Annotated in this window: 19 protein-coding genes and 1 pseudogene; 6 read left to right on the top strand and 14 right to left on the bottom strand. The window is 57.3% G+C overall.

Annotated elements, in window-relative coordinates:
* Positions 1-262 precede the first annotated feature (262 nt).
* Positions 263-568 carry a hypothetical protein gene (locus IFT84_RS08520; RefSeq protein WP_192118270.1) on the bottom strand — a complete coding sequence of 102 codons (306 nt, stop codon included), beginning with the start codon at positions 566-568 and terminating at the stop codon, positions 263-265.
* Positions 549-1,619, bottom strand: a complete 1,071-nt coding sequence (locus tag IFT84_RS08515; RefSeq protein ID WP_192118268.1) for a hypothetical protein — start codon at positions 1,617-1,619, stop codon at positions 549-551. The genes IFT84_RS08520 and IFT84_RS08515 overlap by 20 nt, the downstream gene beginning before the upstream one ends.
* 74 nt (positions 1,620-1,693) lie before the next feature.
* Between IFT84_RS08515 and IFT84_RS08510 the strand changes: the two are divergent.
* Both IFT84_RS08510 and IFT84_RS08505 read left to right on the top strand, forming a co-directional pair.
* Positions 1,694-2,497 (top strand): annotated as a pseudogene (locus tag IFT84_RS08510) (transporter substrate-binding protein); the annotation flags it as partial.
* Between the two features lie 15 nt (positions 2,498-2,512).
* Positions 2,513-3,826 carry an amidase gene (locus IFT84_RS08505; protein WP_192118266.1) on the top strand — a complete coding sequence of 438 codons (1,314 nt, stop codon included), beginning with the start codon at positions 2,513-2,515 and terminating at the stop codon, positions 3,824-3,826.
* Positions 3,827-3,896: 70 nt separating this feature from the next.
* Here the strand turns inward: IFT84_RS08505 and IFT84_RS08500 are convergent, their stop codons facing one another.
* Both IFT84_RS08500 and IFT84_RS08495 read right to left on the bottom strand, forming a co-directional pair.
* Entirely contained in the window at positions 3,897-5,375 is a 1,479-nt protein-coding gene (locus IFT84_RS08500; RefSeq protein ID WP_192118264.1) for an NAD-dependent succinate-semialdehyde dehydrogenase, read from the bottom strand.
* 40 nt (positions 5,376-5,415) lie between these two features.
* A complete protein-coding gene (locus tag IFT84_RS08495) occupies positions 5,416-6,687 on the bottom strand; it encodes a 4-aminobutyrate--2-oxoglutarate transaminase (RefSeq protein ID WP_192118262.1) in 1,272 nt (423 codons plus the stop codon).
* Between the two features lie 108 nt (positions 6,688-6,795).
* On the opposite strand from IFT84_RS08495, the gene IFT84_RS08490 reads away from it, so the two are divergent.
* A complete protein-coding gene (locus IFT84_RS08490) occupies positions 6,796-7,602 on the top strand; it encodes a MerR family transcriptional regulator (RefSeq protein WP_192118375.1) in 807 nt (268 codons plus the stop codon).
* A gap of 169 nt (positions 7,603-7,771) precedes the next feature.
* Here the strand turns inward: IFT84_RS08490 and pyk are convergent, their stop codons facing one another.
* Genes pyk through IFT84_RS08470 form a run of 4 tightly spaced genes read right to left on the bottom strand, consistent with a single transcriptional unit; the run spans position 7,772 to position 12,906 of the window.
* Positions 7,772-9,175, bottom strand: coding sequence for a pyruvate kinase (gene pyk, locus IFT84_RS08485; protein ID WP_192118260.1), 1,404 nt, complete (start codon positions 9,173-9,175; stop codon positions 7,772-7,774).
* Positions 9,176-9,231: 56 nt separating this feature from the next.
* Positions 9,232-10,500, bottom strand: coding sequence for a glycerate kinase type-2 family protein (locus IFT84_RS08480; protein ID WP_192118258.1), 1,269 nt, complete (start codon positions 10,498-10,500; stop codon positions 9,232-9,234).
* 9 nt (positions 10,501-10,509) lie between these two features.
* Positions 10,510-11,583: a tartrate dehydrogenase gene (locus IFT84_RS08475; RefSeq protein WP_192118256.1), complete on the bottom strand. Its 1,074-nt coding sequence runs from the start codon at positions 11,581-11,583 to the stop codon at positions 10,510-10,512.
* 24 nt (positions 11,584-11,607) lie between these two features.
* Positions 11,608-12,906, bottom strand: coding sequence for a D-galactonate transporter (locus IFT84_RS08470; protein ID WP_192118253.1), 1,299 nt, complete (start codon positions 12,904-12,906; stop codon positions 11,608-11,610).
* Between the two features lie 131 nt (positions 12,907-13,037).
* On the opposite strand from IFT84_RS08470, the gene IFT84_RS08465 reads away from it, so the two are divergent.
* Positions 13,038-13,952, top strand: a complete 915-nt coding sequence (locus IFT84_RS08465) for a LysR family transcriptional regulator (RefSeq protein WP_192118251.1) — start codon at positions 13,038-13,040, stop codon at positions 13,950-13,952.
* Positions 13,953-14,113: 161 nt separating this feature from the next.
* Here the strand turns inward: IFT84_RS08465 and IFT84_RS08460 are convergent, their stop codons facing one another.
* Positions 14,114-14,563: an Rrf2 family transcriptional regulator gene (locus tag IFT84_RS08460; RefSeq protein WP_192118249.1), complete on the bottom strand. Its 450-nt coding sequence runs from the start codon at positions 14,561-14,563 to the stop codon at positions 14,114-14,116.
* 134 nt (positions 14,564-14,697) lie between these two features.
* Here IFT84_RS08460 and IFT84_RS08455 point away from each other — a divergent pair, with 134 nt between their 5' ends.
* Complete coding sequence (locus IFT84_RS08455) at positions 14,698-15,390, top strand: class I SAM-dependent methyltransferase (protein WP_192118247.1); 693 nt, start codon at positions 14,698-14,700, stop codon at positions 15,388-15,390.
* Positions 15,391-15,452: 62 nt separating this feature from the next.
* Here the strand turns inward: IFT84_RS08455 and IFT84_RS08450 are convergent, their stop codons facing one another.
* The 5 genes from IFT84_RS08450 to IFT84_RS08430 are packed head-to-tail and all read right to left on the bottom strand — an operon-like array spanning position 15,453 to position 20,535.
* Positions 15,453-16,382, bottom strand: coding sequence for a phosphatidate cytidylyltransferase (locus IFT84_RS08450; protein WP_192118245.1), 930 nt, complete (start codon positions 16,380-16,382; stop codon positions 15,453-15,455).
* A complete protein-coding gene (locus IFT84_RS08445; protein ID WP_192118243.1) occupies positions 16,375-17,037 on the bottom strand; it encodes a lysophospholipid acyltransferase family protein in 663 nt (220 codons plus the stop codon). The genes IFT84_RS08450 and IFT84_RS08445 overlap by 8 nt, the downstream gene beginning before the upstream one ends.
* Positions 17,037-17,459, bottom strand: a complete 423-nt coding sequence (locus IFT84_RS08440; protein ID WP_192118241.1) for a hypothetical protein — start codon at positions 17,457-17,459, stop codon at positions 17,037-17,039. Before IFT84_RS08440 ends, IFT84_RS08445 begins: the two co-directional genes overlap by 1 nt.
* On the bottom strand, positions 17,456-18,790 hold the full coding sequence (locus tag IFT84_RS08435; protein WP_192118240.1) for a phosphatase PAP2/dual specificity phosphatase family protein: 1,335 nt from the start codon (positions 18,788-18,790) through the stop codon (positions 17,456-17,458). Before IFT84_RS08435 ends, IFT84_RS08440 begins: the two co-directional genes overlap by 4 nt.
* 8 nt (positions 18,791-18,798) lie before the next feature.
* The gene (locus IFT84_RS08430; protein ID WP_192118238.1) at positions 18,799-20,535 is read right to left on the bottom strand and encodes a bifunctional alpha/beta hydrolase/class I SAM-dependent methyltransferase; all 1,737 of its coding nucleotides are present in this window, start codon (positions 20,533-20,535) and stop codon (positions 18,799-18,801) included.
* Between the two features lie 114 nt (positions 20,536-20,649).
* Here IFT84_RS08430 and IFT84_RS08425 point away from each other — a divergent pair, with 114 nt between their 5' ends.
* The gene (locus IFT84_RS08425; RefSeq protein WP_192118236.1) at positions 20,650-21,255 is read left to right on the top strand and encodes a CDP-alcohol phosphatidyltransferase family protein; all 606 of its coding nucleotides are present in this window, start codon (positions 20,650-20,652) and stop codon (positions 21,253-21,255) included.
* Positions 21,256-21,518 lie beyond the last annotated feature (263 nt).

Raw genomic sequence — 21,518 nt, 5'->3', positions numbered from 1 at the left:
AAGGACGAGGAAGCGCCGATCTTTCAGGTCGCCGATTACGGCCTTGTCGGGGATATCTTTGATTTTCTGCCAGAATTGCAGAAAGCTCTCTGAGACAATCACGAGAGGTTACCGAATTGCACAGTAGTGGCGATTAAACTATTTGAGCCGTATAGCGCAAGCTGCGAGTTTGACGAAACCCACAACGTTTGCAAGCAGCTTGCCGTATCGTGTTGCGACCCATCGGAGTTGTTTCGTTTGTTGAAGAACCACAGATGGAAAGTTACGCGCCAATAGTCGCGGAAGCAAACCGCGTCGACCGGTGGTCCAAGAGCAAATCAAAGACATAGGGAATGGATCTAAAAAGCTTGGGCTCCGTGGTGGGGTGGCTCAAAATGGCTTGAACGTTGGCGGTGAACGCCTCCTGGTCGATGGTCTTGCTACCCTTCTTGAACCGCTCAAGGTCGGAAATGCTCTCGCCCTTCTTGTCGGTCCAAAGGCACGTGGCCGCAACCTTGGCCAAGTGTTCGATAACGCTGTCGGTGGGCCAGTCGTAGCCGAAGTGCTGGTCACGTCCAGTAAGAGCCATGGTGAGCACGCGGATGGTGGTCCGCAGGCAGGAGTTGGCATCGACATGGGCACGGTTGGATACGGCATGGCCTTGGCGTAGGAGGCATCCATGAACGCGAAGTACTGCAACATAACCGAATGTTGCTCGGCGTTGAGATCAAAGACCAAGGCGCCTTCGAGCTCGATCGGGCGCTTCTTGCCGGCTTTTGCGGTCGCATCAGGCCAGTAGACGGACAAGGGCTCGCGCTCGTTAAGCGATCCACCCCAGGCAAGATCAGCCGTCGCAAATGTCGGCGCAAGCGTGGCACCGACCATGAGCTGCTCGATGATGCCAGCGGGATCGCGGTAACGGTTCTCGTTGCGCAAGTGCTTGCCAAATGCACGCTTGACCACGCCTCGTCCAGACCATCGCAAACATAAGGGTTGTAGTTCATCTCCAGAAATTTGGTGGGGCCGTCTGCCTTGTTCTCAGGCACAACGACAAGCGTTGCGTGCATCAGAGTACAAAGCTTGCCGCTGCTCTGGTGCTGGTTTTGAATACAGAAATATGCCTTGGCGCCGCCTTTGGCTTGAATGTTGCTGAACTTCTGCCAATCATCAAGGGACATGATGGATGAGTTGGCAACCCAGCCCTCCTCAATGGTCTTGAACAGCATCTGCGGCTGAAAGCCGATTTGGAGCCCATCACCGGGAAGGCTGGTGTTGTGTTTCAAAATGGCGTCGTTCAACTCACGAACGCGCTTGATCTGGCTGGCGGGCAGAAGGCCCATGCCAAGGGTGCCAGCACCGGGCAGGTTTTCGGTCAGGAAGCGGCGGCGACCCACATCGGTATTGAGCGCGCGGTACGCCGTACGCAGCGCCTTGAAGTCCTTGCCCGGATGGGCGGCTTCACCTTGCGTCACAACGCCTTTCATCCAGGGACGAGGATCGGGGTTGTTGGTCAGAGGGTCCGGAAAGCAGAAGGCGCTCAAAGCCTTGGTGCGGTTGAACAGCTCCATGACGTAGGCGGTGGTGTAGCTGCCAGCATTCAGGAAGTAGACCCGGCTTCCCTCAACAAGGTCCTTGGGCATATAGACGGCGTTTTCCTTGAAGCACACACCTTTGCTGTCGCAGGTGTCATCGACCACACGCCCGCAGCGTCACCACCCCCGCCAAGAAACTGCTGATCTATACGACCTACTACGAGGGCGGCGTGTGTGAGCCGCACTTCTTCTCAACCGGTCAGGTTCCCAACCAGCAGATCGTGCCATCAGCAAACTGGTTGACTGCGAACGAGGGGAAATCTACCGACATCATCGGCTCCGACTATGTCTGGCCGCGCAAAAGTGCTGAGGAAATAACCAGCGCCATGGAAGCCAAAGGCGGCAAGGTCGTGGGTACGGACTTCCTGCCGTTTGGTACGCAGGATTTTGGGCCGGTGTTTGACCGGGTTCGAGCCGCAAACCCCGATTTCGTCTGGGTCATGGTTGCCGGTAATGACCTGATCACCTGCCTTAAGCAGTATAAGAGTTTCGGGTTCAAGCAGCAGCTCTTCTCCAATGGTCTGGATGAAACATTTTCCTTTGCCCACCCTGAATTGACATCCGGAACATTGTCCAATCAGGCCTATTTCATGGGGCTGGAAAATGAAAAGAACACCGCCTTCAAAGCCGCCTATGGTGCGATGTTCGGCGCGGACAAACCGATCAATGCCATCGGCGAAGCAGCTTATGATGCGGTTTATCTCTACAAACTGGCCGTCGAACACGCCAAATCGACCGAAAGCCAGGCGGTCATCGACGCTTTCCGGCAGGTGGAGTTCGATGCGCCACAAGGCAAGGTTAACTTTGCGAAAAACAATGTGATGCGGTCCAACAGCCTGCTGGCACGCGGTAACGATAAGGGGCAGTGGGATATCGTTGAAAACTTCGGGCAGGTCGATCCCGAGGTTGTCGGATGCAGTCTTTAACACAGGCAGCGCACGATGAGCGCGTTTTTGACCAGTGCCACGGCAGCAAGCGCTGCCATTGCCAAAGGGGAGGTCAGCGTGGAAGCGCTGACATCTCATTGTCTTTCAACCATTGCGCAAACGAACGGGCAAACTCATGCCCTTCGTTTTGTAGCAAGTGAACAGGCGCTCGAAACCGCGCGTGCACTGGACCTGACAATAAAGACGGGCACTGCATTCGGCCCCCTGACCGGCATACCCATCGTCATCAAGGAAAACTGCGATACGGCGGGCGCTCCCTGCTCCGCAGGACTGGATTTCCGCGCTAACAACCGGCCCGATACCGATGCCCCGCTTGTCGCCCGCTTGCGGCAGGCAGGCGCGGTTATCATCGGTGTATCGGTCAGCGATCCCGGAGCCTTCGGCGTGCGGACGCTGGACGTCACCTATCCCGCGAATGCTGATTTGACCGTCGGAGGCTCCAGCGGTGGTTCGGCTGCAGCGCTGGTGGCGGGCTACTGTCTGGCGGCCATTGGAACCGATACGGGCGGGTCAATCCGTATTCCTTCGGCTTGCTGTGGCACCGCCGGCTTAAAGCCGACCTTTTCGGTGTTGCCAATGACGGGGGTCTATCCGCTGGTGCCTACGCTCGACCACATCGGCCCGATGGCCAGGACGGTCGGCGACCTTGCCCTGATGTGGGACGCGCTCCAAGACAGCCGCAGCCCGACTGCCGGGGTCAAGGTCATCGGCTACGATCCGAAATGGGTCCGCGATGCAGAAGCGCCAGTCGCCAATGCGTTCTGGTCTCATCTGGAACGATTGGGAAGTGTGGGTATCATTGCGAAAATTGTTGATCTCCCCGACCTCGACGCCATCTCAAAAATGCATGGAACAATCTTCTTCGTTGAAAGTGCAGCCCACCATTATGCGCACTACACGCAGGACATTCCGGATTATCCAGAGATGGCGCGCGACTGGTTTAAAGCCGCTCAGGCGCTGCCGGTGTCCGATTACGTCACGGCGTGCGTTCAGCGTCAGTCTTTGACGGCTCACGTCAACCGGCTGCTGGATGATGTCGATGTGTTCGTGACGCCGACGCTGTCTGTGCTCCATCCCCGCCGCGATGCCGACACTGTGAGAATTGGCGGACGAGACCATGATTTTACCTTGGGTCTGGTGCGTCAAACCTGCCTGTTCAACCATACGGGACACCCCGCTTTGGCGATGCCGCTGGACAAAGAAGGCACAAATCCACCGCCGAGTGTGCAACTCGTGGGGCGACGGCATGACGAGCAGCGACTTCTAGATTTTGGACAAGCAATCGAACGGGACTTGCTGACCCTGTAGCGGTCGCGAGAGCATTTCAGGCGAACGCGTGTTCGCTGGAAATGCTCCAAGCCAGCGTCACCGCAGCCAGTCAGGTTAGACCGAGGCACATGTACTTGATTTCCAGATAGTCATCGATACCGTATTTGGAGCCTTCACGGCCCTGACCGGATTGTTTGATGCCGCCAAACGGGGCGACTTCGGTGGAGATTAGGCCTGTATTGATGCCAACCATGCCATATTCCAGGGCTTCGGCCACGCGGAAGACACGAGATAAATCCTTGGCATAGAAGTAGGATGCCAATCCGAATTCGGTATCATTGGCCATGGCAATGACATCCTCCTCGGTTTCGAACTGGAACAGCGGCGCAACCGGGCCAAACGTTTCCTCTTTCGCCACCACCATCTGCGGGGTGACACCGGTCAGAATGGTCGGCTGGAAGAACAGCCCGCCTTTTTCATGCCGCTGCCCGCCAACGGCAACCTTGGCCCCTTTCGACAAGGCGTCGGCAATGTGCTGCTCGACTTTCTCCACCGCTTTCTGCGTGATCAGCGGGCCGGCGGAAACATTCGGCTCAAAACCATCGCCCACCTTCAAAGCGCGAACCTTGGCTGCCAGCTTATCAGCAAACGCATCGTACACACCGGCCTGCACATAGAGCCGGTTGGCGCAAACGCAGGTCTGACCGTTGTTGCGGTATTTGGAAACCATTGCACCTTCAACAGCCGCATCCAGATCGGCATCGTCAAAGACGATGAACGGCGCATTGCCGCCAAGCTCCAGACCAAGCTTCATCACCTGATCGGCACCCTGGCGCATCAAAATCTTGCCGACCTGTGTCGAGCCGGTAAAGGTCAGTTTGCGGACCTTTTCGTTTTCAGTGAACTCCTTGCCAATGGCAACGGAATCGCGTGATGTGACCACACTGAACAGGCCAGCCGGAAGCCCGGCGCGCTCGGCAAGCAGCGCCAGCGCCAAGGCCGATAGCGGCGTTTCGGCTGCGGGTTTGGAAACCATGGCACAGCCCGCTGCAATGGCAGGCGCAAATTTGCGAGCCAGCATGGCATTGGGGAAGTTCCACGGCGTGATGGCTGCAACCACGCCAACTGGCTGCTTGATGACGATGATGCGCTTGTCTTGCTGGTGCCCGGGAATGGTATCGCCATAAACGCGCTTGGCTTCTTCGGCGAACCACTCCACGTAGGACGCGCCATAGAGGACTTCGCCCTTCGCCTCCGCCAGCGGTTTGCCCATCTCCATCGTCAGGATAATGGCGAGGTCATCGGCATTGGCAACCATCAGGTCAAAAAGTCTGCGCAGCACGGCGGCGCGTTCCTTGCCGGTTCGTTTGGCCCATGCCTTCTGGGCGGTGTAGGCGGCGTCGATGGCGCGTCCGGCATCGGTCCGTCCCAGATCGGGCAGGGTGGCAATAACCTCACCGGTGGAGGGGTTGGTCACATCAAATGTCGTGCCATTACCGCCCGCATCAACCCATTGTCCGGCAATCAGCGCCTTGCTCGTCAGAAGCGAGGGGTCTTTGAGCTTGGATACAAAAGAATGTGCAATCATCGATCAGGCCTCTCGTCAAAACAAATGCTCATGCTCATGCTCAGGCGCATTCGCGCAGCGTTTCATCCAGAATATCCAGTGCCTCGGCAAACACATTATCCTGAATCGTGATGGGTGCGAGGAAGCGGATGACATTTCCGTACACGCCACAGGTTAGCAGAATAAGGCCCTTTTCCAATGCGCGCTCACGAACCTTGTGGGTAAAATCAGCGTTTGGCGTCTTGTTGCCGGGGAAATGGAACTCCACCGCATTCATGAATCCGGGTCCACGGATATCGGCAATCTGGGGCACAGCGCTGACGAGCGACTGCAAACGCTGCTTTAGGCGCGCGCCCAGCAGGTCTGCCCGTTCGTTGAGCTTTTCATCTTCAATCACATCGAGAACGGCGTTGCCCGCGGCAATGCCAATGGGGTTGCCGCCGTATGTACCGCCCAGCCCACCCGGTCCCGGCGCATCCATAATGTCGGCGCGTCCTGTCACCGCAGCAATCGGAAAGCCGCCGCCCAGTCCCTTGGCCATGGTGGTGATATCCGCCGCCACCCCATAATGCTCCATGGCAAAGGTTTTGCCGGTGCGCGAAAAGCCTGTCTGCACCTCATCGGCAATCAGCAGAATGTTGTGCTTGTCCGCCAGTTCACGAAGCTTTTGCATAAAGGCACGCGGGGCTTCATAGAAGCCGCCTTCGCCCTGCACGGGTTCAATGATAAAGGCGGCGACGCAATTGGGGTCCACATCGGCCTTGAACAGCGTGTCGAGGGCTGCAAACGTCGCATCAACAGACTGGCCGTGCAATTCAACCGGGAAGGGGATGTGGAAAACGTCCGGCAACATGGCACCAAAGCCGGTCTTGTAGGGCACCACCTTTCCGGTCAGGCTCATGCCCATGAAGGTGCGACCGTGAAAGCCGCCGGTAAAGGCAATGATCGCCGACCGGCGCGTCGCAGCGCGTGCGATTTTCACGGCATTCTCCACCGCTTCCGCGCCCGTGGTCACGAAGATCGTTTTTTTCTGGAAGTCGCCCGGAACGAGATCGTTCAAGCGCTCGGCAAGACGAACATAGTTTTCGTAAGGCACAACCTGATGGCATGTATGGGTGAAACGGTCGAGCTGGTCCTTGACGGCTGCAATGATCTTGGGATGGCGGTGCCCGGTATTGACCACGGCAATGCCTGCGGCAAAATCGATATAGCGACGACCCTCGACATCCCATATTTCCGCATTTTCAGCCCTGTCGGCGTAAATCTGCGTGGTGACGCCAACCCCGCGCGCGATGGCGTCGGTGCGGCGGGCGGCAATCTGCGCATTGGTCATGAGAATGTCTCCCGGATGATGTTGCGCTATCTCTACATATTTTCTGTAGAGTTGCAATCTCGTTTTGGCGCGTTAAGACGTGGCTTGGGTTTCAGCGCACTGGTGGTCATGGACAATACTGCCTATAAAATTGCGGATGCTGCCAGAATGGCCGGCGTCTCCGCATCGACCTTGAGACTGTGGGAGGCGCAGGGGTTGATTGACCCGGTGCGCACCCCATCGGGGCAGCGCCTGTACGACCACCATCTCGTTGCACGGCTTCAAAAGATTGTATGGTTGAGAAGCGAACGCGGTTTGAACCCTGCGGCCATTCGTGCGGCCCTCAGCGGGGAGGGTGAGACCGTATCTCCCTCGACGATGGACCATTCGGCGGAAGTGCCGATTGGTCAAAAGATACGCCGGTTGCGCTTGGAATTGCGCCAGACTCTGGCGGCGGTCGGGCATGCAACCGGGTTGCCTGTTTCAATACTGTCCACTTTCGAGCGGACCTCCACGGGCTTGTCTTTCACCGCTTTGCACGCCCTTGCGGCCCATTTGGGTACAACGGTCGCGGCCCTGAGCGAGCAGCGTATTGATGGTAAAGAGTCGCTCATCCGCGCTGGGGATTGGAAAAGCCTGCCGCGAACATCCTCAGGTGTCTCGGTGCAGGTACTGGCTTCCGGTGATCTGCAAATGGAATGCCACCGTTTTCAGCTCGCCGCCGGTGCCTCCAGCGAAGGTGCCTACCAGCATGTGGGTGAGGAGTTCATTCACGTCTTGAGTGGCAGTCTGGAAATCGTTCTGGACGGCGAACGTTTTTTTGAGCTTCATCCGGGCGATAGCTTTTACTTTGAGAGCAACAGGCCCCATTCATGGCGCAACACTGCCGATGGGGAAACCCTTCTGCTTTGGATCAACACCCCTCCTACTTTCTAGCTTACGTCGCTTGACTGGTCGTAGGCTCACATTTTACATCCCAATCTTGGTAAGGTGTTTTGAACCCTTCCAAAGGCGCAGCGGGGTAACACGCGTAGGGTCAGTCGACGTAAGGCACCAGACGACGATCGCCGAGTGCCGGTCCAAAAGCAACACATCTGCATTGTGATTAGACGACACGCAGCGAATTGGTTGTTCCCGTATGACCGAAAGGGACACTGGCAACCACGACTATGTTGTCCTTCTCGCCAACCAGTTTCAACGCCGAACCGATGGTTCGAGCCTGTGAAACTGCCTGCTCGTATGTGGTGATGTCTTTGGAGTGAATGCTGACGGCACCCCAAAGCAGGCACAGTTGGCGTGCCACGATTTCGACGGGTGTTATAGCTAGAATCGGTAAGGCAGGGCGCTTGCGCGCAACCCGAGCGGCAGTCATGCCACTGGAAGTAAATGCTGCAATTAAAGGGGCACCTATCGATGTTGCGAGATCCGCTGCGACGGATGCAACCGCCTGCGGCACCGAAAGTGGGTCATTAAAATCTGCATCGGCCATCAAGGATTTGTAGAATTTATGGTTCTCGGTGCTGCGAATGATACGATCCATAATTTCGACGGTTTCAACCGGGTAGATGCCAGCTGCCGTTTCCGCAGACAGCATCACGGCATCGGCGCCGTCATAGACGGCCATCGCCACATCCGTTGCCTCCGCTCGGGTAGGCGTGGGCGCAGAAATCATGGAGTCCAGCATTTGTGTCGCAACGATGACAGGCTTTTCGGCAGCGCGGCATGCTCGGACAAGCTCCTTCTGACGACCGGGTACGTCTTCCGGCGGAATTTCTACACCGAGATCGCCACGGGCAACCATGATGCCATCTGCCAGTTGGATAATGCTGTCTATTTCTATCAGGGCTGAGGGCTTTTCAATCTTGGCGATAAGGCCAGCACGCTGGCTGATCAACGACCGCGCTTCCGCCAGGTCACTTGCCTTTTGGACGAAGGATAGCGCCACCCAGTCGACACCCAGTTCCAACCCGAACTCCAGATCGCGCCGGTCCTTGGTTGTCAAAGGCGATATATCGAGAACTGCATTGGGAATGTTCACGCCTTTTCGATCCGAAATAATTCCGCCCACAATGACGACGGTTTCCAGCACTTCGGCCTTCGCGTCCAAAACCCGCACGCGGACCCTGCCATCATCAATCAGCAGATCATCTCCCGCCGTCACAGCCGTATATATCTCACGATGAGGAAGAAGAATGGCCCCGGCATGGTCGTCGGTCGACAGGCAAAACCGTAGAGTGTCACCGGTTTTAACGGTCATCCTCCCGTTTGGAATTTGTCCAACGCGAATTTTGGGGCCTTGCAGATCCTGCAGAATGCCGATCGGGCATCCCATTTCCTTTTCCAGTGTTCGAATGGCCCGAAACACTGCCGCGTGATCTTGGTGGGAGCCGTGGCTGAAATTCATACGAAAGGTATCAACTCCCGCTTCAAACAAGCGTTTCAACATATCCGGCGATGAGCTTGCAGGGCCGATCGTTGCAACAATTTTCGCTCGTCGATTACGGTACATGAAGTGTCCTTTGGAAAACGGAGGCGGGCGTACAGCTTTTGTCGCAGGTCTGATACTCAAACGACGAGCACGGCCCTAATATCATTGACATTGGTCAGGGTCGGCCCGGTCCTGACAAGGTCGTCCGTAGCGTCGAAGAATGTGTAGCTATCATGGGCGGATAGGTACGTTCGCGCATGCAGGCCCATGTCGGTTCCGCGCCTCAACGTGTCCGGAGTTATCAACGCACCGGCTGCGTCCTCGCTCCCGTCTATCCCGTCTGAATCGCCTGCCAGCGCCCATATGCCAGAATGCCCGTTCAGAGCGACAGCGAGAGACAGAAGAAACTCGGTGTTGCGTCCGCCCCGTCCGGCCGATCCATTCCGGATTGTAACAGTTGCCTCGCCCCCGGACAGCAATACGGCCGGTGCGTCTACCGGAACGCCCTTGGCTTTTACGGACTTTGCTATACCGGCCATGACGATGCCCAATTCACGGGCTTCTCCTTCCAGCGCATCGCCCAGAATAAGGGGACGCAGTCCGGCCTTGATTGCTGCGTCTGCTGCGGCGTCGAGGGCAAGCGATGGTGCTGCAACAATATGAACCTCACCGACATAGTCTTCGGCGTCCGGCTTTTTTGTTATGTCATGAAGCACTGCGCTGGCGGCCTCAGGCAGGCGAATATCGTACCGGGATACAATGCTGCGGGCGTCTTCCAGCGTCGATGCACTGGAGACCGTTGGTCCTGACGCGACCCATGCAGGATCGTCACCAGGCACGTCCGAAATAACCAGCGTGACCAGTCGCGCCGGTTGAGCCGCGTGGCCCAGACGCCCGCCCTTAATGCGTGAAAGATGCTTTCTCACAACATTCATTTCGCCAATGGTTGCGCCGCTGGACAGCAACGACCGGTTGACCGCCTGCTTGTCGGCTAACGTCATATTTCCTGCGGGAGCAACCATGAGTGCGGAACCGCCACCTGACATCAGCGCTATGACCAGATCATCGGCAGTAAGCCCGTGTACCGCCTGCAAGATGAGGCTTGCTGCTTCTTCACTCTTTGCATCCGGGACCGGATGGGACGCTCCCAAGACGCTAATGCGTCCGGCGGAAACTGCATGGCCATACCGTGTTACGACAAGGCCCGACACATCGACATCAGGCCAGGCAGCATCCAGCGCTGCTGCCATGGCGGCGGAGGCTTTTCCGGCCCCCACGACGACGCATCGGCCTTTCGGTTTTTCGGGGAGATGGTTGAAAACCGCCAGCCTGGGGCTGGCGCTCTCAACGGCCGCGTCAAAAATATGACGCAGCGTATCGCGGGCGTGTTGATCGGACCATGTCATGATGCACAATCAAACGTTGGAGGAGTAGATCGCGTCAATAACGGCGTCGGTCACGTCCTGCGTGTTGGCCGTGCCACCAACATCCGGTGTGAGCACACCAGCGCCTGTCACCTTTTCGACCGCGCGCATCAGCCGCGCCGATGCGTCTGCCTCGCCCAGATGCTCCAGCATCTGTGCTGCTGTCCAGAACGTCGCCACAGGGTTGGCAATACCCTTTCCGGTGATATCGAACGCGGAGCCATGGATAGGCTCGAACATTGATGGGAAACGACGCTCCGGATCGATATTGGCAGTTGGAGCAACCCCAAGGCTGCCGGCAAGCGCACCGGCAAGGTCCGACAAGATATCGGCATGAAGGTTGGTTGCCACGATTGTATCGAGGCTTTTGGGATTGAGTGTCATGCGAACGGTCATCGCATCCACCAGCATTTTGTCCCAGGTCACATCCGGGAATTCCTCGGCCACCTCTGCAGCAATTTCGTCCCACATCACCATGCCGTGGCGCTGCGCGTTCGATTTCGTCACGACAGTCAAAAGCTTGCGGGGGCGGGCCTGGGCAAGCTTGAATGCATACCGCATGATGCGGGTTACACCAACGCGGGTAAAGATGGCCACTTCCGTACCGACCTCTTCGGGAAGTCCTTTGTGCGCGCGACCGCCGTGTCCGGAGTACTCACCTTCAGAGTTTTCGCGCACGATAACCCAGTCCAGATCGCCCGGGCCGCAATTGCGCAAAGGCGGGGTAATGCCAGGCAGGATCTTGGTTGGACGCACATTGGCGTATTGGTCGAACCCTTGGCAAATCGGCAGCCGCAGACCCCAGAGCGTAATATGGTCCGCAACATCTGGGGCACCGACCGCACCAAAATATATAGCGTCAAATTTTTTGAGTTGCGCCAGACCATCGGCGGGCATCATCACGCCGTATTTTTTGTAGTAATCGGAACCCCAGTCAAAATTCTCGATATTGAACTTGATGTGACCCTCTCGTTTTTCGAGGGCAGCCAGAACTTGCGTTCCGGCGGCGATAACCTCGGGACCGATACCGTCAGCCGGGATGGTCGCAATTGCATATTCACGCATGGTATTCTCCAGTTTGTATTGGTGTTAGTGTTGGGCGGCGGTGTTGTCCGCAGTTTTTGGACCGCTGCGCGCCAGAATGAGGGTGAGGATAGACGAGAAAACCAGAAGCCCCGCGACAAAGTATAGACCGCCAGCAAAGCTGCCTGTCAGGTCTTTGATCCAGCCGATCATGGATGGACCAACGAAGCCGCCAAGGTTTCCGATTGAGTTGATCGTTGCGATACCGGCGGCCGCGGCGGGGCCCGACAGGAACAGAGTTGGCATGCTCCACAGCGGAGGCTTGGCGCAACTGACACCGATGTTGACGAGTGTGAGCGCAATCAGCACGGTAACGATCGTCGTTGCACCGGTTGCGAAAGCCAGTCCCGCAGCCGCCAACATGCAGGCACCGACGACATGCCATGTCCGTTCACCGGTTTTATCAGAGTGACGTGCCCAAAGCACCATGGCAACGACCGCGAAGATACCGGGTATCGCGTTGATGAATCCAACCTGGATAGACGACATGCCGAACTGCTTGATGATCTGCGGTGCCCATATTCCCAGCGTATAAAGGCCGGCGGATGTGCCGAAGTATACGAGCGCCAGAGCGATGACGCGAACATCCGCAAGTCCAGCCAGAATGCTGTGTTTGGCCCCGGAGCCCTTGGCCGCCCGCTCGGCATTCATCGTGTTGACCAGCCAATCACGCTCTTCTGTCGTTAGCCATTTCGCTACTTCGGGACGATCAGTGAGGTAGAAAAGAACGACAACGCCGAGGATGACGGCCGGTGCTGCTTCGATCAGGAACATCCACTGCCAACCGTGCAGTCCGAGAAACCCGTCCATTTCCAGCAATGCGCCGGAGATTGGCGATCCAAGGACGGTCGACAATGGCGCGGCGGCCATGAATATGGCCGTTACTGCGGCCCGCCGTCGACCGGGGAACCAGTAGCTGAGGTACAAGATAATGCCGGGGAAAAAGCCGGCCTCGGCCACGCCCAGAAGAAACCGCAACGTATAAAAGCTGGTCGTACCCTGCACGAATGCCATCAAGCCGGATACGATACCCCAACTGATCATGACACGGGCAATCCATATGCGCGCGCCGACCTTGTCGAGGATTAGGTTGGACGGCACTTCAAACAGGAAGTAACCGAGGAAGAAGATACCGGCACCAACCCCGTAAATCGTCGAGGAGAAACCCAGATCCTGATTCATGGTCAACGCAGCGAAGCCGATGTTAACCCGGTCAAGAAATGCAATGAAGTACAAAAGCATGATGAAGGGAACGATACGATAGGTGATTTTTCGCAGCACACGCGTTTCCAGGTCGTTTGTCACGACACTCTCCTCCCGAATTGATCTTAACTGAGCGCGCCTCCAGCGCCTCCACATCTATGACAATCCTGCCCTTGTCTCTCAATGCGCAGTAATTTATATAAAAAATTGATATAATAGGGCGCATTTAAGCAATGGATTTAAATCAACTGCGGTGTTTTGTAACGGTTGCCGACGAACTTCATTTCGGCCGCGCGGCTCAGAAACTGGGCTTGATGCCTGCATCACTGTCGCGGCATATCCGTTTGCTGGAGGAGTCGCTTGGCACCCGGCTGATGGCCCGCACGACACGCCATGTTGCGTTGACTGCCGATGGTCAGGCTCTACTTGAAGAGGCACGAGACGTGCTTATGAGAACCGACGCAATGAGGGACCGTTTCAGGCAGTTGCGGCATGAACGCTCGCCGGGTCTGCGGATCGGGGCAATCGACAGCGCGGCCGCAGGTTTGCTGCCCTTGTTACTGTATGATTTTCGTGAACGCTATCCCAACGTGCCCATCCAGTTGATGGAAGACAAAACCATCAAACTTGTCCCGAGGCTGCTTTCCGGGCGGCTTGATCTGGCATTCATCCGAGCGCCCGACGTCGTCGATCCGAAGTTGAAAACCGAGTTTCTGTTTTACGAGACTGCGGTTGTGGCGATGTCGACATCGCATCGCTTGGCGTCCTGCAATCGTATCCGTATCAAGGATCTGGCGGATGAACCGCTGATCGTGCCAGAGAGGCGTTCGCGTCCTCACAGTCACGATCTAACGATGCGCCTGTTCATTGAAGCCGGACTTCAGGCCCGGGTTGCACAGTTGGCAGATGAAAAGCAGACCATCGTCAATCTGGTCGCGGCCAATATCGGTCTTGCTATCGTGCCACAATGGACATCACGGCTTGCTGTTGAAGGGGTTTGCTATATCGAGCTCGACATGCCCGAAACCGGGGCGTTCAACAAGCTGCCTTTGTCAGTTGCGTGGACCAAAGGGGTGCGTGATCCCACTCGGGATAACCTTCTTACCGTCCTGAAACAGAATATACCGATGTACGCGAGGGTAGCCTGACCGGGGCCCGCGCGATAGCCATTGAGTCTGCTTCAAACGGGATACTTGTCTGTGCTCCGCGGGGCGGTACTCTGGATGGAGCACGACCTGAAGGCTGAATTTTAGAAATCGGGGTCGGTTTGGTAAAACTTGATGGTGTTATTGTCGTGTCGACGGTCCTGTCATCCGTTGCGGTCCATGACCTCTTCGACTTTGTCAGCTTCTGGAAAGGACCCTGCGATATCGGCAAGGGTCACGCTGGCAAACCTTTCCATCAGCAGTCGTCTTGCGTCCTCAAGAACGCCTTCCAGCGTGGCGTTCACTGCTTTTTCGATTGGACAACCCGGCATATCGTATGCGGGACCAACAGCGAAGATGGATGGCTCACCAACTGCCCGGTGAATGTCGAGAAGCGTCAGTTCGCAGAGAGGGCGGGCCAACGTCCAGCCGCCGCCGTGGCCCTTTACTGAATGCACATAGCCCTTTTCTCGAAGGCCCGCCATTGTCCGGCGAATGACAACGGCATTGGCGTCCAGCATGGATGCGATCCTGTCGGACGTCATTGCGCCGTCATGCCGGCCCATATGAATGAGGACGTGCAACATCCTCGATAATCGGCTGTCCTGTCTCATGGCGCATCCCAATCCACATTTCCAATGATGGTAGCATACCATCTGATCCATATCGTCACAATCGATGTTGCATGAGTGTTGACAAGTTTACTGTTATGACACTTATGATGTGTCGAGAGATGAAAGGTAGCGATATGAACAAAGGGGTACACGCCAATCCGTTTGGCAATGCTGAATTGATAGCGACTTACGCCGAGAATACCCCACGAAAGGTGCCGGGGTTGGCCGATCTGCACCGCATGACAATGCTGCTTTTGCAGGAGCAGGCAAACAGCGATGCCCGGATTCTTGTCGTTGGTGCCGGAGGCGGACTGGAAGTGAAGGCCATTGGTGAAGCGCAGCCAGGATGGGCTTTTGTGGGCGTTGATCCGTCCGCAGCCATGCTGGACCTCGCCCGCCGCAACGTCGGGTCCATCGCTGATCGGGTTCAGTTCATTGAGGGGACCGTGGACGCTGCCCCGGTGGAAGCATTCGACGGCGCAACATGTCTGCTGACGCTCCACTTCCTCGATAAGGAAGAACGGCTTCACACATTGACGGAAATACAGCGCCGGTTGAAGCCCGGTGCAAGGTTGGTTGTCGCCCATCATAGTGCAGGACGCGACGATGCTGTTGGCTGGTTGACGCGTTCTGCCGCATTCGCCGACCGTGCGGATCAGTTCGGGGAGCAGGCCGCCGCTTCCGGCCGAGCCATGGCGAAAAGCCTGCCACTGCTCAGCCCCCATGAAGAGGAAGAGCTGCTGCGAGAAGCAGGCTTCGTTGACGTGGAGCTTTTCTACGCAGCCTTCTCGTTCAGGGGATGGGTAGTATCCCGTTCTCTTCAGTGACGGGCGCAAAACAAGGGTGTTGACCAGTCTCTATCGCCGCGAAAGGCCGGACAACGCCTGCATCACGTCCAGGCATAACGGACCACATGGAAGAACACAGGTGCGGCAAAGACGAGGCTGTCGGCACGATCCATCATGCCGCCGTGGCCCTCGATCATGTGGCCCCAATCCTTGACCCCGCGATCCCGCTTGATGGCCGAGGCAACCAGTCCACCCAGAAAGCCCATGATGCAGGCAAGCCCCGCAAGCGCCCCGGCTTCAAAGGGTGAAAAGGGGGTGAGCCAGTAGAGGGCCGCGCCGAGTGCGGCGGCACTCAGAATGCCACCCACCAGACCCTCCCAGGTCTTGGAGGGCGAGACCTTTGGGGAGATGCGGTGTTTTCCGAAAAGCTTGCCAAAAATATATTGCAGCACGTCGCTTCCCTGCACGGTGACGATGAGAAACGCAATCAACAGCAGTCCGCGACTTTGGTAGGCGGGAATGGGAAGCGTCATCAGCGCCGGAACATGGCTGATGCAGTACACAGACAGCATGATACCCCATTGCTGTTCGCTGACGCGCTCCAGAAAGTGCTGCGTATCGCCTCGCAACGCGGTGAGCGCGGGCATGGCGAGGAAGCAATAGACCGGAATGAAGATCGAATAGAGCCCGTACCAGTCTATCCAGATGAGATAATACTGCACCGGGATAATCACAATGAACATGCTGAGCAACGTCCAGCGGTCGGCGTGGCGGGTGTTGGTCAGTGTCGCATATTCGCGCAATGCGGCGAAAGAAACGAAGGCGAACAGCAGGATGACGCCGCCTTGACCAAACAGGAACGCGATGCTGATGGCCGCGATCATAATCCACCAGGCCTTGATGCGGACATTCAGGTTCTGCAGCGTGGATGAGAGCGGCTTGGGGCTGCGCCATGACAGGAATGCGGCTATGGCGCTGGCACTCGTCAGGACCACAGCCAAGCCTAGGAAAAGTCTCGTTGTTTCACTCATCTTGCAGGTCCGTTTCGAAAGGGGCCAGACGGAGCAGCGCGTCGCGTGCTTTTTGAAGAAAAACTTTGCGGTCTTCGTCCGGTGTGTACACAAGCGGCGGTCCAAAAACCACGCGGCACAAAAATGGCACCGGCAGCACCGCCCCTTTGGGCATAACGCGGGCCATGTTTTCAATCCAGCAGGGTATCAATTCGATATCTGGCCGGGCCGCGACCAGATTAAACAGCCCGGATTTGAACCGCAAAAGCCGTTCATCCGTCATATTGCGGGTGCCCTCCGGGAACAGGATGAGCGATTGGCCCTGATCCAGCGCCGCCAGCATGGTGCTGATGGGGTCCTGGCTGCGCTCCACCCAGTTGCGTTCCACAAGAACGGTGCGCAGCAGATGATCGGCGACAAAGCGCCTGATGGGTCCGGCGTGCCAGTAATCGGCGCCCGCAACGGCTGCCGTTCGCTCCCGCTCTTTGGCCCGCAGGCAGGCAAAAATCAGAATGAAATCGCCGTGGCTGGTGTGGTTGGCGTAGTAGATACGCTGGCGCTGTCCCGGCCCACATCCGTCCCAGATCGGGCGAACGCCAGTGACCGCCCAGGCAAGACCGGCCAGACACCGGCCTGCTATGCGTTGCATCAGCGTTGGCGCGTGCGATGTCCCCATCAACTCAATCCTGTCTGGCTGTAAATGTGAAACCCCGTCAAACTGATCAGGATGACCAACGCTGCAATCTGGCGCAGCAGAATACGTCTGGTTCCCGCAAGCCGCACGCTGAGAGAGGCCGCTTTCACGGGAAGCGGGCGCAGCCCCATGTCCGCAAGGGTGTGGTCAATGGCTGCCAGTCCGCTCTGCTCACTGTCCCGCGTCAGCGCAAGTTGGAAGAGGGCCGCATCCAGAACCAAATGCAGGCTGGCTCCCAATGTGGTCAAACCCGCGAGCACAAGAGCGATATTCAAGAGAAACCTGTCATCGTGCTGGCCAACGGTCATCAACAGCAACGCCACCACGGCAAAGGCTATGCCGACGAAACCGAAAATGCGCTGCGTCGTGATCGCCCGACCCATATCGGCCCGCCAGTCCGTCATCGTGCCGCCTCGATGATCGTTTCTGCGGATGAAGCGGGCAGATGAACCCGGCGTCCGGATGCCTGGAGAACCGCCTGTGCGTCAGCCATGGTTTTCGCCTGCCCCGTTTGCAACAGCCAGCAGGCCACCACAGAGGCGCTGCGCTGGAAGCCGAGCGCACAACAGACCAGCACAGGGCCTTGTCGACGCAACGTTTCCAACTTATCGGCAGCCTGTCGCAGTTGCTGCGGGTTCATCGGCACGAGATCCAGCATGGGCACCGCGTGCCAATCCACGCCGCTGTGCGACAGGCCGGGCAACTCTGCCGTTACATCCAGAACGGCAGCATATCGGCGTGCTTGCGAGGCGGATGGAAAGCGCCCCAGATCAACATCTGGGGCAATGGACACGGATGCAGGCAGCGACGAGGTCCAGAAGACAATATTAAGCCGCACACACAGCCGATAGGGCATGAACAGCCATTTGCTGGCGAGACTCACGTTTCCGTTTGCATTCTTCTGGAAAATCTCCGGACGGCCACCCGCATAGCCCAAGGCAACAAGAAACAGAGATACCGAGGGCCAGAGAAGAAACAGACCAGCCCCGGACAGTGTGGTGATGTGATATGCGCCTATGAGCAGCGCCAGTGCGCCAAGCAGATACCAGCCCGCAAGTCGTCGGGATTTGCGGTCGCGCGTCAGGCGAAAGCCAGCCAGTGGGCAAACACGGTCCTTGGGAAACAGCCAGAGTGCAAACAGGCCCAGCAAAGCGCCGGTCGGCATATCCATGCTGTGATGCTGCCATGTCGTCAGCACCGAAAAGCCGATCAACAGACACCAGAGGTGCCATGCCCACCGCCATGGGCCGGAAAAACGTGTTCTCAAATGATCCCAAACAAGTATGGCGAGCGCAATATGCAGCGACGGTGCCTGATTGAAGGGCTTATCAAAACCGCCGAGAAGGCCGAACATGGCCCCCGCAAGCCCCTGTGTTTCCGGGCGCAGGAACGTAACTTGCAGGGGAAAGGTAATGAAGCAGAGGACAGCGATCACCTGAGCCGTCAGGTAGCGTTTTGCCAGACGGCTGACATGCAGCGGCGTATCGTTGATGAACAATGACAGGGTGTAAAACACATTCAGCGACCAGTAGGGCAGGATCGTCCAGGCCACGAATGGAATGTGGCGTTCCCACGCAAAAAGCAGGCTCGGCACTTGGGCGTGACGGCCCGCCAGCCAGTTGGCCAGCCCATAGCTTGCGTAAAAGAACGGCCCGAGAAACAGAAGCCAGAGCGCTGCCGTTTTGAAGACAGCGCGTTGGTTCGCGCGGGATGGTTTTGTGGCCTGCCTGTCCATTGCCGGGATCAGACGCGGGTCGCGATGGAAACGGTAAAGATGCCCCAGGTGTCGATGCGCTGGCTCTGCTTCTGGAAACCGGCTGCCGCCACCAGTTGATCCATTTCCTGCTGTGTGCGCCGCCGCATGACCCACGCGGCACCGCCGCGATGCGAGGTGAGTGCGCGCGCAATCATTTCCAGTTGCGGATGCCAGGGCTGGCAGGTGTACAGCAGAATAGAGCCGGGCTCCAATGCACGGGCGAGCCCCTCAAGCGACGCTTTAATCAGATCGTTATCGGGAAACAGTTCATAGAGACCGGATGCAATGGCAAGTGTCGGCCTCGGGGTCACCGCTGCCACGGCGTCCGTGTCGAATGCATCGGCCTGATGGAAGGAGGCCACATGCTGAAGGTGACGCTCGGCAATCAGCGCGCGTCCTTTTTCCACATTCAGCGGAGAATAATCCTGAAGGCGTATGCTTTCCGGCGTTATGTTTGAACTCGCAACAGCGTCGAGCACGTAACGGCCGTGACCGGCAGCGATATCGAGAATGCGCACTGGCGTACCCGCCTCCTGCAACTGCTGCATGGCCGTGCGGATCAGGTCCTCCAGATGGATTTTGCGCTGGCGGATGCCACGCCAGCCGATTGCGTTCAAAAAGACGCGATCAATCAGCCGCCCGCCGGGGCCAAGTCCGCGCGGCTCGTTCTCATAGACATAATCGAGCGTGGAGCCGGAATCAAAGCCCGTCTTGTTGCCCGTGGCAATGCCCTTGGAAAACAGGCTGCCCAGTCTGATGTTGGCGCGGGAGAAGGCCCAGTACAGCCCTTTTGGTGAGAACAGGGATAACGGCGTCGCCAGCCGGTCGGCTTCGTCACGCGTATAACCGGAAAGATGGTTTTGGGTCTGATCGATAAACTCGGGCTCGGCGGCGAAACGGGCATGGATGAAACGCCGGATGGGTTCCAGCGCCTTTTCCCGCTCTTTCTCGCCCAACGTATCGTGGTAGAAACCCTTCAGAACAACACGTTCCTTGATCCTGCTGCCGAGATTTTCATAAAATCGGTGCTGCGGCCCATGCCAAACGACGAAGTCGCTGCCGGAGATCAACAACAGCGTCGGCACCGTTATGGCGCGGGCATCTTTCACGACACGGCTGGCCGTCTGGTGTAGCTCCAGCAGAATGTTGGATGCGATAGGCCGTGTAATCAGAGGGTCCGTTTCAAACGATGCAATCCGCTCCGGATCATGGGTCAGAAAGCGCGCCTTCACATAGGAATTGACGAAAAACGGGCCTTTGACGTTTTGCCACAGCGCAATGCCCTCTCTGGCGAAGGGAACATAGAGTTTGACATCAAACGCGGGCGAGGCGAGCACGAGAGCACGGATACGCGGGGCATAATCATGCACCCATGTTGATGCAATCACGGCACCCACGCTTTGGGCAATGACAACGATCTGCTCCGGCTGAAAGCCATCGATCCGGCAGATGTGACGAATGAAACAATCAAGATCCTGCACCAGATGGGCAAAAGAGGGCGCAGAGCCGCGCTCTCCCGGAGACTGGCCATTGCCACGCGCATCCCAGGCGTAGAACGCGAAGTCATCCAGCTTCAGTTCATCGACGAGGTGGGCGACCCGGCCGCTGTGCTCATGGCCGCGATGAAGCAGCACGATGGCACCTTTGGGAGCATCCGATTGTGCAGGCCAGTGCCGGTAAAACAGCGTCTCGCCGTCATGGCTTGCAAATTCGGTTTCCAACATGTCTTGCTCCTCCAGTGGTACTCGACCCATATGTCCGGCTGCGGGGGAATTTCCCATTGATTTTCAAGGGTCGCGCCGTACAGTCGCACTCTGGTAAATTCGGAATCAATATTCGTGTCAATCTACAAACTGAAATCCTCATTCCAAACGCTGCTGCGTCCGCTGGTCAACAGTCTGGCAAAGGCCGGGGTTACGGCCAATCAGGTTACACTGCTGGCAGCGCTGGTCTCGGTGGTGATTGGCGGTTTGCTGTGGGTCACGGATGTCCGCGCACTGTTCCTTCTGATTCCCGTCTGGATGCTGCTTCGCATGGGCCTGAATGCCGTGGATGGAATGCTTGCGCGGGAGCACGGGCAGCAGACACCGCTTGGCGGCTATCTCAATGAACTGGGCGATGTTGTCTCTGACGCAGCGCTGTATGCGCCGTTTGCACTTGTTGCACCGTTCACGGGGCCTTGGATCAGCGCAATCATTCTGCTTTCGGTATTGTCCGAGTTTGCGGGTGTGCTGGGGGTCGTTCACGGAAATGGACGCCGGTACGATGGGCCGCTGGGTAAAAGTGATCGCGCTTTCGTATTTGCGCTTCTGGGCGTTTGGGTCGCCCTCGCTGACTTTCTTCCCGCATGGGCCTGGTGGGTGCAGCCCGCAATTGCGTTTGCCACGATCCTGACCGTCATCAACCGTATCCGGCAGGGCCTGACGATATCGGCTGAAGCCTGAGCATGTCGCGCAAAAGTGTGCAGCGGTTTTGCGATGACGACATGCGGCAAAACAAAGCGTGTCACAGGCAGGGCTGGTTGAAACGATCCCGACCAGAATCACTATAGTTTCTTTATATCTTCGCTCTTCCTTCCCTCTCGAATCTCTATGGAGATCGGATGCATATTCGGTCGTCCATTGTTCATGCGTGAGCCTGGACCACGACACGAACGATAGGTGGAAGATGACATTCGATTATATTCTGAGCGGTGGTGTCACCGTTT

The organism is Rhizobium sp. CFBP 8762, assembly GCF_014841565.1.
Lineage (GTDB): Bacteria > Pseudomonadota > Alphaproteobacteria > Rhizobiales > Rhizobiaceae > CFBP-8762.
This window is presented reverse-complemented; position numbering and strand designations above follow the sequence as displayed.

Coding starts and splice junctions, on each gene's coding strand:
- IFT84_RS08520 (WP_192118270.1), bottom strand. CDS start 568: ATGGCTCTTACTGGACGTGACCAGCACTTCGGCTACGACTGGCCCACC.
- IFT84_RS08515 (WP_192118268.1), bottom strand. CDS start 1,619: ATGCCCAAGGACCTTGTTGAGGGAAGCCGGGTCTACTTCCTGAATGCT.
- IFT84_RS08505 (WP_192118266.1), top strand. CDS start 2,513: ATGAGCGCGTTTTTGACCAGTGCCACGGCAGCAAGCGCTGCCATTGCC.
- IFT84_RS08500 (WP_192118264.1), bottom strand. CDS start 5,375: ATGATTGCACATTCTTTTGTATCCAAGCTCAAAGACCCCTCGCTTCTG.
- IFT84_RS08495 (WP_192118262.1), bottom strand. CDS start 6,687: ATGACCAATGCGCAGATTGCCGCCCGCCGCACCGACGCCATCGCGCGC.
- IFT84_RS08490 (WP_192118375.1), top strand. CDS start 6,796: ATGGACAATACTGCCTATAAAATTGCGGATGCTGCCAGAATGGCCGGC.
- pyk (WP_192118260.1), bottom strand. CDS start 9,175: ATGTACCGTAATCGACGAGCGAAAATTGTTGCAACGATCGGCCCTGCA.
- IFT84_RS08480 (WP_192118258.1), bottom strand. CDS start 10,500: ATGACATGGTCCGATCAACACGCCCGCGATACGCTGCGTCATATTTTT.
- IFT84_RS08475 (WP_192118256.1), bottom strand. CDS start 11,583: ATGCGTGAATATGCAATTGCGACCATCCCGGCTGACGGTATCGGTCCC.
- IFT84_RS08465 (WP_192118251.1), top strand. CDS start 13,038: ATGGATTTAAATCAACTGCGGTGTTTTGTAACGGTTGCCGACGAACTT.
- IFT84_RS08460 (WP_192118249.1), bottom strand. CDS start 14,563: ATGAGACAGGACAGCCGATTATCGAGGATGTTGCACGTCCTCATTCAT.
- IFT84_RS08455 (WP_192118247.1), top strand. CDS start 14,698: ATGAACAAAGGGGTACACGCCAATCCGTTTGGCAATGCTGAATTGATA.
- IFT84_RS08450 (WP_192118245.1), bottom strand. CDS start 16,382: ATGAGTGAAACAACGAGACTTTTCCTAGGCTTGGCTGTGGTCCTGACG.
- IFT84_RS08445 (WP_192118243.1), bottom strand. CDS start 17,037: ATGGGGACATCGCACGCGCCAACGCTGATGCAACGCATAGCAGGCCGG.
- IFT84_RS08440 (WP_192118241.1), bottom strand. CDS start 17,459: ATGACGGACTGGCGGGCCGATATGGGTCGGGCGATCACGACGCAGCGC.
- IFT84_RS08435 (WP_192118240.1), bottom strand. CDS start 18,790: ATGGACAGGCAGGCCACAAAACCATCCCGCGCGAACCAACGCGCTGTC.
- IFT84_RS08430 (WP_192118238.1), bottom strand. CDS start 20,535: ATGTTGGAAACCGAATTTGCAAGCCATGACGGCGAGACGCTGTTTTAC.